Genomic DNA, 14691 nt, shown 5'->3' with positions numbered 1-14691 from the left:
AATTTTTAAACAATAGGCTGTGAAATTTCTCCATGTACGCCATTGTTGAATATAGAGTTCTTCCTAGTTCGAGTTACGAATATTACATAGACAAGGATCGATTGAAGATGAAGGAAGCCAGAACCTTGTCCAATATTTCATCAATACTTTCCTGGGTACCGGGCTTGCATACTACCTGTAAAGGCTGAACCTGCGTGAATTGATCATAATCATCTGCAGATGTCACAAATACTATGTTGCATGTTGACAGGGACTCGGATTGCCGGATTTGTTTGGCGGTTTCGAGACCGGTCAGCTTTTTCATACTATTATCAAGAAAAAGAAGGTTGTAAATTATCCCATGTTTATGAACTTCTTCGAGAAGCTCTTCCCCACTGCTAAATTGAGAAATGTGAAATAATAGTCCCTTTTTTTCTTCATATAAATGAATGTATGCCTCCAATAAATGACGACACAACGGCCTGTCATCGCAAATGCCGATAGTAAGCAAAGCATCTCCCTCCAAAGTCTAATTAATATACAACTGAAAAGGTATTTGAACCATTATATATCTATAAAAATACAAACACAAGTGTATATATACCCTTATAGTTTGTTAAAAATAATATTTGTAATTGATAAAGTTAAACAGGGTGATGACATTTGGAGATTAATTATAAAGAATTAGGAGAACGGATTGCGAAAAGGCGTAAGGTATTGAACCTGACCCAGGATGACGTCGCAGAAGCCACGGGACTAAGCAATAACCACATTTCCAATATCGAAAACAATCATTCTATTCCCAGCATTGAAACATTGCTTAAAATATGTGGGGTTCTGGATGTTACGCCGGATTACCTCCTGCTGGGTATTTTCAGACAAGCAAAGGACAGCCTGCTTTCTCAAATTAATCATAAACTCAAGCTATGTGATCCGAAAAAGCAAGAATTGGTTGATCATTTTATAAGCTGGATCGTTGATGAAAAACTATAGTTTCAGATAGGAACTTCCGGGAAGTTGGCACAGGATCTGAGGATTCCGCAGAGCGAGGCGATTGTCAAGAAGAGTTTAAAACACCTCATGATTCTGGGCAGGATTTTTTCAGGAATCATCAGTAGTTAAATAATGAAACGCTTAAAAATTCGGTGGTATTGAGATGGCTAATCTAGATTACTCATCTCAATACCACCGAATTTTTAAATTGGATATGCCAAAAGAAGCGAGGGCAGTGAGTCCAGCCTGGCAGGATGTGATTTGTAACAATGGTGACACAAGCCTTCGCCTTGGCATAGATTTCAGACTAATGGGTGTGGTTTTATGGATGAAGAATATAGTTGGATGAAGATATTCTAAATATTGTTTGAGGATGTATCAAAAAAACCACCAAGGAACAAGGTTTTGCAACCGGGGAGACAGAACCGGAAATTCCAATGAGGGAGGTTCCGGTTTAGGACTTGCCGTTGCTAAAAAAGCAGTAATTATTAACAAGCTCTAGCGAGTAATGCAATAGGAAAAATTCTGATTATTAGAAGAGGGGCGGTATAGTCTGCTAGTCCTCTGAACCAAAAAAGCAAATTTGTCCTTCTTCTGACAAGTCATCCGTAATACTGCCTTCATTGATCACCGCATGGCTGAAATCCGGTGTCCCGTACGCGAAGATTGCTTCTACGGCAGCCTTGTTGTTTACCATTATATTTGTGATAGCCAACGCAACTTGCTCTACCAACTTCAGTCTTTCTACCCACTGAAAGAAATAAAAATGGGTATTTGGATGACGTGATCCATCTTGAGCCGGTGTAGCGAACCATATCGTATAACTGTACCCTTCATAAGACTCATCACTACAACGATTAAATACGGCAGTGTCAGGAATTGAAACCTTATTCCTCCTAAATTTAAGCGAGGCATTCCGAGCATCAAGAACTTTCTGGGCATCAATATTCTTTTTCAGGAAATTAATAACCTCAGCATCGGCAAGGGTAGTGGTATCGCCTATTGTCCGACCCTCTGCAATGTCCTTTAGAAGACGCCTCATAATCTTTCCGCTTCGCGTCTTAGGTAATTCAGCCGTCAGGAAAATGTCATCAGGACGGGCAAGTGCTCCGATTTTCTGGACTACATGCGCTTTTAATTCAGCAATCAGCCCATCGTAAATTTCGATCCCTTCTTTTAAACTAACGAAGGCGAACACCGCTTGACCCTTAACTTCGTGGGTTCTGCCCACACAGGCTGCTTCAGCAACTGAGAGATGATCAACCAAAGCACCTTCTACTTCCGCCGTCCCAATCCGATGCCCCGAGACATTGATCACATCATCTACCCGGCCGATCACCCAGAAATAACCATCTTCATCCCATTTCGCTTCGTCCCCGGTAAAATACACATCTGCAATCTCGCTCCAGTATGTGTCCTGATAGCGTTTGTCATCCCCATACACGGTTTTCAGCATCGCCGGCCATGGCTCACGAACCACTAAATATCCGCCCTCACCCTTCGGTACTGGGTTACCGGCATGATCCACGATTTCTATATGGACCCCGGGGAAGGGTATCGTGCACGAGCCCGGCTTTAGAGGAGTAATCCCTGGAACAGGTGTCATCATAATCATCCCCGTTTCCGTTTGCCACCAGGTATCTACGATAGGGCAGTGCTCTCCTCCGATGAATTTGTTGTACCACATCCAAGCTTCTGGGTTAATCGGTTCTCCCACCGAACCCAAGAGCCGTAAACTTGAAAGATCTCTGCCTAGAGGATAGCTTTCCCCCCATTTCATAAACGTGCGAATAGCAGTGGGCGCAGTATATAAAATGGTGACCCTATAGTCCTCGATGATTTTCCAATAGCGATCCTTTTCCGGAAAATCCGGGGCTCCTTCATACATCAGGATCGTTGCACCATTCGACAATGGCCCATACACCAAATAACTATGCCCTGTTATCCAGCCCACATCCGCAGTACACCAATACACATCTTCCTCTTTGAGATCAAATACCCATTCATGGGTTGTTGATACCCCAACCATATAACCCCCAACAGTATGAACAACTCCTTTGGGTTTTCCCGTTGTTCCACTTGTGTAAAGAATAAACAGCATATCCTCCGCATCCATTGGTTCCGCCGGACATACGATAGAAGCATTCTTCATGACCTCGTGATACCAAACATCTCGTCCTTCTAACATATCGACAGGCTGACCGGTCCGCTTGACGACGATAACACTTTCTACACAATTGTTGATACAAGTTACAGGCAGGGCAAGATCAACATTAGCCTTCAAAGGGATACTATTTCCACGTCGATAGCTCCCATCCGTTGTCACCACAACTTTTGACAGAGAGTTCTGAATCCTGTCCTTCAAAGCTTCTGCACTGAACCCACCAAATACAACACAGTGCACAGCGCCTATCCTGGCGCAGGCCAGCATGGCGATCACAGTCTCCGGGATCAGGGGCATATAAATAGTCACCCGGTCTCCCTTTGCTACATCAAGAGACTTTAGCACATTGGCAAACTGGGATACCTCACGATAAAGATCTTGATAGGTTAATACCCTGCGATCTCCCAGTTCTCCTTCAAATATTAGGGCCGCTTTATTCCGACGGGGGCCGGCTAAATGTCGATCTAAGCAATTATAGGCAGCATTCAATTTTCCGCCGACATACCACTTGGCAAATGGTGGATTCCATTCTAGAACTGTGTTCCATGGTTTAAACCAGTCCAACCGTCTCCCTTGTTCATTCCAAAACGTTGCCCGATCCGCCCCTAGTTCGTGAATGTTAGGGTTTTGAATGATGGCTTTTGCACTAAACTCTGTTGGAGGGAAAAAGAACCGTTTTTCCTCCAACAATCCTTCATTGTGTTTCTCTGTCATATAATGCCCCCCCAATCTTTAATAAATTATACATCTTTCAGGTTAAGAAATTAGTCACTTGCAAGACAATTTAGAATATTTAATTTATTATAAAAATAATGACTCAAATCAAATTGCTTCCTTCACAGATCGTCCTGACAAGTATCTGAATTATGTTAGAATATAAGTATTAAAGTAAAAATTGGAAGTCGTTTATATGAGCGAGTTTCTGATCCACGCGGGAAGGAAAAAGTGGTAGTGGCCTGCGGAGATTTTACCGAAGGCGGCAAAAGACTCATTGAGTTTGCACATCTGAAGAATACTTGTATTAGCAATGAACAGAATGGATATGGTAAAGAACTTTCATCCATCATGCAGGCAATAGATGAACAGTCTAAGACGGCTGAAATTGCCCCCCGTTTAAGACTGTGGCTCCTGCGTCTACCCGCAGATTAGTACTTTTTAGAATAGTGAGAAGCAAATCCTATATACAGAATTACTTTGATAATTAACACGGCCCCAAGGGTTAGGCATATTTCTCTGAACCCGAGAAGTCCTGTTACTAGAATTCCGGCACTTTCAACATAGATCATGACGGAATAAATTGCAGCTGCAGTTTTCATCCTGAGGAATTGAGTTCGTTCCTCGTTTTTGGACATTTCAACTTCCGCTGCTTTTTGGGGGTTATTGATTAAGCGTAAGCTAACAACTATCCCTAATACTCCCGTTGTGATGAATCCTCCGATTATACCTGATATTATTCCTTCTTTGGCCCCCCCTGAGAAAGGGCTAAAAAGGGCATATAATAGTGCAATAATACCAACGGAAGTGTGCCCGATAAAATATAGCAGAGTTTTTTTAGCGTAGTTCATGAATATCCTCCTCAAAAAGAAATACTTCTTCTATTGTCAAATGAAATATTTGAGCAATTTTGTGTGCCAAAAAAATGGAAGGGTTATAGCGGCCATTTTCTAATGAAATAATTGTTTGTCGAGTGACAGTGCATAATACGGCTAATTCTTCTTGCGTGATGCGTTTATCTTTACGCAGTTCTTGAATACGGTTTTTCACTTGTGGATCCTCCAAAAAGTAAAGTTAACTTTACGCATAAGTATAGTTAGCTTTACGTACAATGTCAAGCGTGTTTGACATTTTTTTGAGTTTATCTCACTGGCATTCCTGCGATGTTGTATGCTCAAATCATAGAAGGGAGGATTAATAAGATTGGATGGCCAAGTAAGAAGTAATATTCATGCTGGAATCACAGTAGATATTAAACCTTTTTGTATTGGAGAGACAAAGTTCCCCCTATTTCGCAGAAAAGTTATGAGATGATTAGGCATATAGAGCAATGTCGTAAGGAAGAAGCTACTAGCGAATAGACTTTGCAAGGAGAGTGAATTCATGCGTTATGAAGGAACGGTCTATCGTCCACCCAGTGAAGCCGAAAGTTTGCTGATTCAAGCGACTATCGGCTGTCCCCACAATGATTGTACATTTTGTGGTATGTATCGGAACACAAAGTTTCGAATCCGATCTGTGGCCGATATAAAAGAAGACCTTCTCATGGCCCGAGATTTTCATGGCAACAAAGTAAGGTCGATCTTTTTCCCCGATGGGAACACTATTTTAATGAAAACAGATCAGCTTTTAGAGATTCTTCACTATGCTCGGGAAATGTTTCCCTACTTGAAACGTATGACCGTCTATGGCTCTGCGAAATTCATGAAGTTAAAAAAACTCAGTGAGTTTCGCCTTCTAAAAGAGGCAGGCTTAACCCGTATACACTCGGGAATGGAGAGTGGGGATGACGAAGTTCTTCGTAGGATTAAAAAAGGCTTCACTGCAGCTGAAATGATCGAAGAAGGTCTCAAGGTGAGAGAGGCCGGTCTTGAACTGAGTGAGTATATCCTCCTTGGGATCGGTGGACGTGAACGTACTCAAGAACATGCTTTAGAAAGTGCTCGGGTGCTTAATGCCTTTACCCCGGATTTTGTTCGGTTCCGCACTTATGTTCCTTGGAAAGGGACGCCCCTTTATGAAGACTACCAACAAGGGCGATTTCAGCTTCTCAGTCCCTACGAAGTATTAAGGGAAACCCGACTTCTGATAGCTAACTTAGAAGGTCCTTTCGAGCTGCTCAGTGATCACATGTCGAATTATGCTCCAATTAATGGGAATATTCCTAAGGATAAGCCAGAGATGATTGAAACCATAGATAGACTTTTAGTGGTGCCAGAAGATAACTTTACACAAATGGATTCCGGTCTTCTTTAGGTGGGTTGAACAAGAACATTGCAGCGGCAGTAAAAGCATACAATGGATTTACTCCTTCAATGTTGAAGATAAAGTATTTAAAATGAGCATCATTATATAGTGTGTTAATGGGCGTGCACTTTTTAGCCCTGAAGAAGCCCTCGCCATGGGGCTCTTTGTCTCCTAGATTCAGAGACTTGGCCAGGGCTGGGATTTTCAGAGCAGGGGTACCGGGTGGTTGTGGTGACGGTTGACATGTTTCCGTGGGCGGTGTATGTTAAGAGTATAATAATGATGACGTATAGTGGTCAAAAGGACAAATAAGACGGTTTGAACACCATATATAGTGTTTTGGGAGCAAAAAACAGGCAAAAACGGCGATGGAAAAGTGCATTTTTTGGCCCCGTTTTTGAGGGCATTTTATAGATTGACATGACATTTTTGAAAATGACGGGGCGAGTGCAGTATAGATTGAGTGATGAGGTGATCAGATGGAAATCCCAAAAGAGGAAAAAAGAAAGCTAAAGACATTTCAATTAGATACCAAAGGGGCCTTTATTTATTATCTATATCAGCTCATTTGCAGATGTTATAAACTATTAAAGAAACAAGACAGGTATTTAAATGAACTGAGGGTCTATATCGAAGATGTCCAACGTAAGAACATGCTAAAACAAACATCAGCAATAGACATTCCGTACGATGATTATAGTGATTTTTTGGCTTTACAAGGACATATCGAAACGCACTTATTAAATGTGATAGGTGATTTACAGGACAGTTCGCTCTCATACTATAAATTTAGAGAATTAATAAAAAAGAAAAAGAAGAAAAAAACTTTGTCTTTTGAAATGAGAGAAATTGAAGATGACATTCTTAAAATACTGGTCGGTATAAATAGAGCTAGGAACTTTCAAAATCATGAGCCAGAATCGTTAATAACAGCTGAGGCAAAAATGATTGATGAAAAGCAATTGTTGCCTGTTGAATATAACCCAATCGAGATTATAAATTACGAAACTTGTACATTAGAACTTTTAGCGGACTTATATAATTCATATAAACATACATATGATGGGGCTAATAAAGTGTTTAAAAGCATGATGTTAGATTATGAGTTTTTGTTGGGAACTAAGGTTGAGATAGTAGATGTTATTTCTGCGAATAGTAAAGGAATGTCACATTTAGAGACTATTAAACTGGCATCAGATATACAAAGATAGAAAAAACAAAGGCATTAAGATGTAAAGATTTTGATACCTTTGTTTATATATAAACTCAACGTAATTTAATAATGCTGCCACCAGGTATGAGCTTATGAGGCAATGTTTTCTTTTCGAAAAGCATGGCTTCTTTTTTATTGCCTGGGCTGCGCAGATCATCACCTATCTCCTAAATGACTATGATTGGGATGATGAAAATCGGCCCTACCGCCAAGGGGATACCAGAAGGGTACGGCATCTTTATTGTATCCTCAAGGTGTATATTCCGCTCCTTGAGCCACACTTGCACGGACAGATAGCCCCCTCACCGGACAAACAGCCACACCATGCCGGGGAGGGAGCCTCACCGAATATTTCGGTTCAAGAGCCGCCATTCCGGTGGCCACTGAGCCACCTCTCACAGGAGAAATTGGGCCATCCCTCCGCTGTATTGAGCCACGCGTATTTTGTTGACCCCAGAGCAAGACTTGATATGGGGACACCGGATGCTACCCTAAATCAAGGGATGGGGCTTACCCAAGAGGAATACATCATAATGAGCCACAGCCCTCGACCCATTGAAGCATCCCATGTGGGGTCCCATGTCAAGTCTACCCCAAAAGTAGCTCTCTATCCGGGCGGCATGGTGTGGCTATTTTACCGTGCAAGTGTGGCTCTCACGCCGGAATATACACAAGGCACTGTGAGGTTGTATGCCTTTTGCAACGTGTTGAGGGATAAAATAGAATAGAAATTAGCAAAAGCCGTGAGTTGAAATCCAGTTCATGGCTTTCTTTATATCCTTATATTTGGAAAGAGATTATTATAGAATGCTTAGAAGAATAGAACCTGTCATAGAAAAAGATTAGGTATGATAAATTGCAAGGAAATATATTGAATTAAATAATTTTGTCCCATATATATATAATTTTGTCCCGATTCATGATATAATAGAAAAGAAATCGGAGGTGCGATTATGAAAAAGCAAAACGTTTTAAATCTAATAAAATATCATGTTGAAAGAAACGAGAGTGCTTTTAGAAATGAATCTATAAATATAGCAAGACACTTTGATAGTATTGGGGACTATCAGTTGGCTGAATATATTATGAGTTTAATTTCAGAATCAAATTTGTATACGCCGCAAAGTAGTGATTTTGAAAGTAAGTTTTTAAAGCAATTAGATACTAGAGGAATGGAGCCACTAAATTTACCTGTGGAGATATCTGATGATATAAAAGGTATTATTAATGCTGTAAATCACAATATCGGAATTAACAAGTTTCTTTTTGAAGGGTTGCCTGGCAGCGGGAAAACAGAGGCTGCTAAACATGTAGCTCGTTTACTGGATAGAACATTGTTTTATGTTGATTTTGATAACTTAATTGACAGTAAATTAGGTCAAACTAATAAAAATATTACAAGCGTGTTTAATGAAATAAATACAATTCCACATTCAAATAAAGTTGTTATTTTATTCGATGAAATAGATGTAATTGCATTGGATAGGATTAATTCTAATGATGTACGTGAAATGGGCAGAGTTACTTCAACTATTTTGAGAGAACTCGATAGGTTGACTGATTTAAATAAAGAAATAGTAATTATTGCAACAACAAATTTATATTCAAGTTTTGACAAAGCATTAACAAGGCGTTTCGATGCAGTCATTAATTTTAATCGATATAGTAAGGAAGATTTGATTGAAGTTGCGGAGCATTACTTCTCATCTTTTATTAAAAATTTTAAAGGTATTTCAAAAGATTCAAGGTTATTTAAAAAAATATTGAAAGCAACAGAAAACCTGCCGTATCCTGGAGAACTAAAAAATATTATAAAAACATCTTTAGCATTCAGTGATGTGAATTTTGAGCATGACTACTTAAGAAGACTTTATAATAATCTAATCGGTAATCTCGAACAAACTGACATTACCCAACTTTATGTACAAGGTTTTACAGTGCGAGAAATAGAAAAACTTAAAGGAGAATCTAAAAGTGCGGTATCAAGAAAGCTGAATAAGGAGGAAGATCAAGATGAATAATGTACTAGAACTGAAAGGTAAGCGATTTGTTCAAGCTTCAAAAAGTGGCAATGGCGGAGGAGCTGCCATGAACAGTAAAGAAGTAGTGTCAAGTGACCAATTGCTTAGACTGAAATCTAAACTAGGTCAAATTAAAGAGTTTTGGAAACTAGAAAAAAGACCTTTTCAAGGTATTTTAATTAGTGTTTATTATAATAAAATAGTTGCAAAAAGTAATCGGATATCTGGCTTATTTAGAGGAAAAGATTCTAATTTTGCTATTGTAGGGGCTAAATTCAATGAAGAAAAGAGCAAACATATCATTACTTATTTTCTGGATCTTAAAGATTTAGATCAAAGTATTGATTTGCTTTCTGAAGCAAGTGAAGTTTTAAAATCTGGGTTTCGAGATGGTATAAGTAAATCTATTTTTGAAGATAAAAAAATAATCGATAAGGTTCCATTTAAACAATTTTCGATAAGCAAATCTGTTTTTAAACAAGTGGTAGCTGATGTTTCATACATCAATGATTTTGAGGTGGAGATGGCAACACCCCAACTCAAGCAAAGCATCGTTACACTATATAACACCGGTACAGATACAAAAACAATATTTAAAAATATAGGAATTGATATTTTAACAAGTAGAATATTAGATAACCAGACAGTATTTCTAGACGAAAATCAGTTAAAGCTTTTATTTGAAAAAGCTCCTTACCTTGTTTCAATGGCAACGGTGGATTTAGCAGAATTATCCCCTGAAGATTTTATTCAAGAATACCGGCAGGGTATGTTGTATATCCCTTCTCCGAGCATTGAACCAATTATTGGAGTCATTGATACCTTGTTTGATAAACGTGTTTATTTTAGTGAATGGGTAGAATATTATGATATGGTTGACGATAATCTTCCCAAAAGCACAAATGATTATCGTCATGGTACGGCTGTGTCATCGCTTATTGTAGATGGTGCTAGATTAAATCCATGGTTGGATGATGGATGCGGTAGATTTAAAGTGCGCCACTTTGGTGTTGCGGCTGGCTCAAAATTCTCTTCTTTTACAATTACAAAGCAGATAAAAAATATTATTGCTAATAATAAAGATATAAAAGTCTGGAATATTTCACTTGGAAGTAATCAAGAAGTTAATGATAATTTTATTTCCGCAGAAGCTGCGGTATTAGATCAAATTCAGTATGAAAACGATGTTATTTTTGTTGTAGCAGGAACAAATAAACCGAGTGATGATATTGTAAAAATCGGTTCGCCTGCTGATTCAATAAACAGCATGGTGGTGAATGCCGTGACGAGAAGAGGTCTATCAACAAAATATGCAAGAAAAGGGCTTGCATTGTCATTTTTTGCAAAACCTGATATTAGTTATTATGGCGGGAGTGAGGAGCAATATATTCAAGTTTGCGAACCATTAGGCGCAGCAAATGTTGCTGGTACTTCGTTTGCTTCTCCTTGGATTGCCCGTAAATTATCCTATTTAATTGATATTTTAGGTTTGAGCAGAGAAGTTGCTAAAGCAATGATTATTGATGCTGCAAGAGATTGGAATGAAAAGCCAACTCCAGAAGAAGTCGCTCTTTATGGACATGGTGTTGTGCCTATCAAGATAGACGATATTGTTCAAACAAAAGAAGATGAGATTAAATTTTTGGTATCTGATATAAGTGAAAAATGGAACACGTATAATTATCATTTCCCGATTCCAATTAAAGATGATAAATATCCCTATATCGCGAGAGCAACCATGTGTTATTTCCCTATATGCGATAGAGCACAAGGTGTTGATTACACTAATACTGAACTTAATCTTCATTTTGGAAGAATCAGTAATCAGGGAAAGGTAAAAGATATTACAGGTGATAAGCAAAATCAAGAGGAAGCATTAAATACCGAGAAAAACTATCTCCTAGAAGGTGAAGCAAGAGACAGATTTAGAAAATGGGACAATGTAAAATATGTTGCTGAAAGACCTAAAGATAGAATGATGCCCAAAAAATCATATAATAATAAAAACTGGGGGATGGAAATTAAAACAAACAATAGATTGGATCCTAAAGATGGAATGGGGATTCGTTTTGGTGTAATAGTTACATTGAAAGAAATCAATGGTATCAATAGAATTGACGAATTTATAAAAAGCTGCACTTTAAATGGTTGGCTGGTTAACGTAATTGATGTTGAAAATAGAATTGATATTCATAAAAAAGTAAATGAAGATATTGAGTTTAAGTAAAATCCAGTTAATTGGGTCTAGAGATGGTCTGTAAAGAACTTTGTGCTTTTAGAATCCAACCCACATGATAAATGTTGAGTAACTCGATCCGGAAAAAAGCCAGACAGCTTCCGCCAAGGGGATACTAGCTTCTTCGAGCATCATTTTTGAATCCTCAAGGCACGTGGAGACCCCAATAGTGCTATATGTGCCGTGAGCTGAAAGGCTTGGTATGAGAGGGTGTAGAGAGTGTATAACGGTGTATTCCACTCAACCTCTATATCTAAGCCTTCGCCATTTCGCTCATATACCACAATCTTGTCTATCAGTATAACCAAATCCGCATGGGTAAGTAGGCAACAAGGCTTGGAGCTGTGATTCAATTTATTCATCTTACGAAAGATACGAGTGGCCATTTAAATGTACCGATCCTGTGACTGGCGGCGTTTAATCGATAAGACGTGTGAAGAAAATCAGTCCACTCTATGTGGCTTGTCTAATGGATTGAGGCAAGGCGTATTGGAAAAGGATAGCGAAAAGACACAGGGTTACTGTTTGTCAATCTTAGTAGCATCTCGGAAACTAAGTGACTGAACTTGGGTAATGTGGGGATACCAACCAATTAATGCTCTTTGACAACTTCACATAGCTAATATAAGCAAAAGAAGAAGTTCGCTTTCCCAAAAAGGCAATAGGAAAGAAGCCGGTGTTCCAAGTAATTTTTAAAACCCGGTTAAGCAGAGGGGGGCTTCTTTTAAGCCTGGTTAAGCAGCTTTTGAAATGGTTAGGAGACTATGTCAGAAAGAATAGAAGGCTTTAGTATTGCAACTTGCGCATCCAAGTGCTGATTGACTGCCGCCAAAGTTGCTTGCCAAAACCAGCGCTTTTTACTTCGACATCGGGCATTTTCAATTTTATGGTCAACAAGAATTCTCTTGAAAGTACGCTCAACAGTAGTTCTTCGGGTATAAATCCCCTTCCACGCCTTGGAGTCGCGGGGAGTTGGAGTAAAAAGACGCAAATCCCAGTTGGGTTTGGTGTAGATGACACGACCATAGCTGCTTGGAGAACATTCCTGTTGTTTAGGACATTGACTCTTGTCCTTGTAATGAGGGCAACGCCACTTAATCCGGCATCTATTATTGTTAAATCCCCAATTGCGCATAGGTAGGTTGGCCATACAGATAGGAACTCCAAAGGCATTGACAGTAAGCGGCCCAGAATAGATTGAATGGCCTTTGTTACGGCCATTAAGGTCGATGAAAGGTTCCGTTTGATTGGCCCATAGCAGGCGATAAATATCATAGACATCGTGGGCCGAATCTAAAAGAGCTTTACTAAATTTAAATTCGGGATAGAGATTAAGGAGTTCAACCCAAGAGAAGACAAAGGTGACACTATCATGCCGAGAACCCTGTACTAAACATCGGAAGGTCATTTGGACTATCTGCCGAAGTAATAGAGTACAGGGTGTGTCCATAAAACCATTGTTCATGATAACTATCCCAACCCCAGTTTGCAGCGGGGTCGGTAAAGGAGCGCTTACACTTGCAGCGGTAAATGCCTTGGGTGTGGCATTTGCAGAGCCTTTTGCAGTAGGGACTGGCACCGGTTAGGAGTAGAGATCCGTCACCGGAAACCGCCAAGTTATCAGGATTACCGAGCAGACCAAGCTTGGACGATGGTATAACGGCACACTCTTTTAATATTCTCTGCAAAATGCGCACAGGTCTTTTTTCAATAAGCCGACCTTGCAATGCCTTATCGACAAGTTTTTTGACGATACCAGGGTGTTTAGGTTCAATTTATCACCAGACTTGGGGCGTTTTTGGCCTTTGGATTTGGGTGTTTTGATCTCTTTTTGTGGAGCATCAGCCAGCCACAACCGAGCAAGTAAATCGTAGAAGGTACCGACTCCAGGCGTTTGACCCTCGAAACCGCAGATAGCAGATAGGACCGGAGAAGACCTTAATAGATAACAAACTTAGTAGGATCTTGGGTTTTGCAGTGAACCATGACGACTAAGGCTCTAAAGAGCTCGGGTTGGTTTTGGGCAGGGCGTCCGATAGAGGAATACAGAGGAACAATAACATCTTTCAAAGGATCGAGGTTTAACACATAAACCTTTTCAACAACAGAGCCATAGTAACGAATTTGGGCTTCATGCTCCGGCATTAAAGAGATAAGTTTAGATTTCAGCCAAGTCTGATACTCGCCATGTTTACGCCAATTGCCTAACAAAAAATCGCCTCCGTTAATCAACTAGAGAAAAAATCTCTAATTAATTGTGACGCGAACAAATGTTTGCGAAGTCCTAATTCTGGAAATTACCCACTTTATCGTAAGTTTATTTTGGGATCCATAATATTGCTTATTTTAGCTATGTGAAGGTGGGAGAGGTAGGTGGGGGTGAACCAAATATATCCAGGCAGTGACCAGTTGGTGCAACTGGGATAAGAGTTTCCGAGAATCTACTCTTAGAGTGGGGAGGGGTGTTACCAAAGAACCAAGGGAAAGTACTTAAATTGGGCAAGGAACTTTGATCACTGGAATAGCGAATGCGTAAGCTGTAAGCTTCTTAACAACATTGAACCCTAAGTTTTCACAAGCTAAACAATAAGTTAATAAGTTAGTAAGTTAGTGTCAGGCACCGGAACCCATTTGCGGAAACCAAACTGCAGAAAGAGCAGCGAAAACTATCGAAACGAGTGAAAGGTAGTAAAAACAGAGCCAAGCAACGTCAAAAGGTCGCTGAACTTCATGAAAAGGTTGCCAATCAACGCAAGGACTTTTTGCATAAGCTGTCAAGGCAGATAGCCAATGCCTATACGGCTGTAGCAATTGAAGACTTAAACATGAGAGCGATGGCGCAATGCTTAACGTTGGCGAAATCAACGAATGACAATGGCTTTGGAATGTTGAAAACATTTCTAGCGTACAAGCTGGCAGAGCAAGGTAAGCAGCTGGTTACGATCGATAAATGGTACCCATCTAGTAAACGGTGCCGCTATTGCCAGGCCATCAACGAGGAGTTGACGCTGGCCGATAGAATCTGGAGTTGTAAGTGTTGCGGTGCAGAGCTTGATCGGGATATAAACGCCGCAATAAACATCAAAAATGAAGGCTGTCGAATACTAGGCATAGCCTAATACTA

At 39.8% G+C, this 14691-nt stretch carries 15 protein-coding genes; 9 read left to right on the top strand and 6 right to left on the bottom strand.

From position 1 onward, the window contains the following. Positions 1 to 82 precede the first annotated feature (82 nt). Positions 83 to 490, bottom strand: coding sequence for a LytR/AlgR family response regulator transcription factor (locus tag BLS16_RS04845; RefSeq protein WP_092330645.1), 408 nt, complete (start codon positions 488 to 490; stop codon positions 83 to 85). Positions 491 to 642: 152 nt separating this feature from the next. On the opposite strand from BLS16_RS04845, the gene BLS16_RS04840 reads away from it, so the two are divergent. Further along, on the top strand, positions 643 to 972 hold the full coding sequence (locus BLS16_RS04840) for a helix-turn-helix domain-containing protein (RefSeq protein ID WP_092330642.1): 330 nt from the start codon (positions 643 to 645) through the stop codon (positions 970 to 972). A 163-nt stretch (positions 973 to 1135) separates the two neighbouring features. Further along, positions 1136 to 1321: a hypothetical protein gene (locus BLS16_RS04835; RefSeq protein WP_092330640.1), complete on the top strand. Its 186-nt coding sequence runs from the start codon at positions 1136 to 1138 to the stop codon at positions 1319 to 1321. Between the two features lie 207 nt (positions 1322 to 1528). On the opposite strand, the gene acs is transcribed toward BLS16_RS04835, so the two are convergent. After that, positions 1529 to 3850 (bottom strand): acetate--CoA ligase, encoded by a 2322-nt coding sequence (gene acs, locus BLS16_RS04830; protein ID WP_092330637.1) that lies wholly within the window; start codon positions 3848 to 3850, stop codon positions 1529 to 1531. Positions 3851 to 4087: 237 nt separating this feature from the next. Here acs and BLS16_RS04825 point away from each other — a divergent pair, with 237 nt between their 5' ends. Continuing rightward, entirely contained in the window at positions 4088 to 4285 is a 198-nt protein-coding gene (locus tag BLS16_RS04825; RefSeq protein ID WP_427846365.1) for a hypothetical protein, read from the top strand. Here BLS16_RS04825 and BLS16_RS04820 read toward each other — a convergent pair. Together BLS16_RS04820 and BLS16_RS04815 are read right to left on the bottom strand one after the other, a co-directional pair. Then, positions 4282 to 4701, bottom strand: coding sequence for a hypothetical protein (locus BLS16_RS04820; protein WP_092330635.1), 420 nt, complete (start codon positions 4699 to 4701; stop codon positions 4282 to 4284). The genes BLS16_RS04825 and BLS16_RS04820 overlap by 4 nt on opposite strands. Continuing rightward, positions 4688 to 4900, bottom strand: a complete 213-nt coding sequence (locus BLS16_RS04815; protein ID WP_092330632.1) for a helix-turn-helix transcriptional regulator — start codon at positions 4898 to 4900, stop codon at positions 4688 to 4690. Before BLS16_RS04815 ends, BLS16_RS04820 begins: the two co-directional genes overlap by 14 nt. Positions 4901 to 5233: 333 nt before the next feature. On the opposite strand from BLS16_RS04815, the gene BLS16_RS04810 reads away from it, so the two are divergent. The 5 genes from BLS16_RS04810 (at position 5234) to BLS16_RS04790 (ending at position 11558) form a co-directional block, all read left to right on the top strand. After that, entirely contained in the window at positions 5234 to 6106 is an 873-nt protein-coding gene (locus BLS16_RS04810; protein ID WP_092330630.1) for a radical SAM protein, read from the top strand. A 470-nt stretch (positions 6107 to 6576) separates the two neighbouring features. Then, positions 6577 to 7308, top strand: a complete 732-nt coding sequence (locus tag BLS16_RS04805; RefSeq protein ID WP_092330627.1) for a hypothetical protein — start codon at positions 6577 to 6579, stop codon at positions 7306 to 7308. A 94-nt stretch (positions 7309 to 7402) separates the two neighbouring features. Then, positions 7403 to 8038, top strand: a complete 636-nt coding sequence (locus BLS16_RS04800; RefSeq protein WP_092330625.1) for a hypothetical protein — start codon at positions 7403 to 7405, stop codon at positions 8036 to 8038. 225 nt (positions 8039 to 8263) lie between these two features. After that, positions 8264 to 9331 (top strand): ATP-binding protein, encoded by a 1068-nt coding sequence (locus tag BLS16_RS04795; protein ID WP_092330622.1) that lies wholly within the window; start codon positions 8264 to 8266, stop codon positions 9329 to 9331. After that, positions 9324 to 11558 (top strand): S8 family peptidase, encoded by a 2235-nt coding sequence (locus BLS16_RS04790; RefSeq protein ID WP_092330620.1) that lies wholly within the window; start codon positions 9324 to 9326, stop codon positions 11556 to 11558. Before BLS16_RS04795 ends, BLS16_RS04790 begins: the two co-directional genes overlap by 8 nt. Before the next feature lie 763 nt (positions 11559 to 12321). On the opposite strand, the gene BLS16_RS04785 is transcribed toward BLS16_RS04790, so the two are convergent. Together BLS16_RS04785 and BLS16_RS04780 are read right to left on the bottom strand one after the other, a co-directional pair. Next, positions 12322 to 13146, bottom strand: a complete 825-nt coding sequence (locus BLS16_RS04785; RefSeq protein ID WP_242876193.1) for a transposase — start codon at positions 13144 to 13146, stop codon at positions 12322 to 12324. A 359-nt stretch (positions 13147 to 13505) separates the two neighbouring features. Further along, positions 13506 to 13778, bottom strand: a complete 273-nt coding sequence (locus BLS16_RS04780; RefSeq protein ID WP_092330617.1) for a hypothetical protein — start codon at positions 13776 to 13778, stop codon at positions 13506 to 13508. Positions 13779 to 14212: 434 nt separating this feature from the next. On the opposite strand from BLS16_RS04780, the gene BLS16_RS04775 reads away from it, so the two are divergent. After that, positions 14213 to 14686 (top strand): RNA-guided endonuclease InsQ/TnpB family protein, encoded by a 474-nt coding sequence (locus BLS16_RS04775; RefSeq protein ID WP_282433724.1) that lies wholly within the window; start codon positions 14213 to 14215, stop codon positions 14684 to 14686. The last annotated feature ends 5 nt before the right edge of the window (positions 14687 to 14691 follow it).

The sequence above is a fragment of the Desulfosporosinus hippei DSM 8344 genome, from assembly GCF_900100785.1.
Taxonomy (GTDB): Bacteria; Bacillota; Desulfitobacteriia; order Desulfitobacteriales; family Desulfitobacteriaceae; genus Desulfosporosinus; species Desulfosporosinus hippei.
The sequence above is the reverse complement of the archived record's forward strand: the minus strand, read 5'-3'. Positions and strand labels throughout refer to the sequence as shown.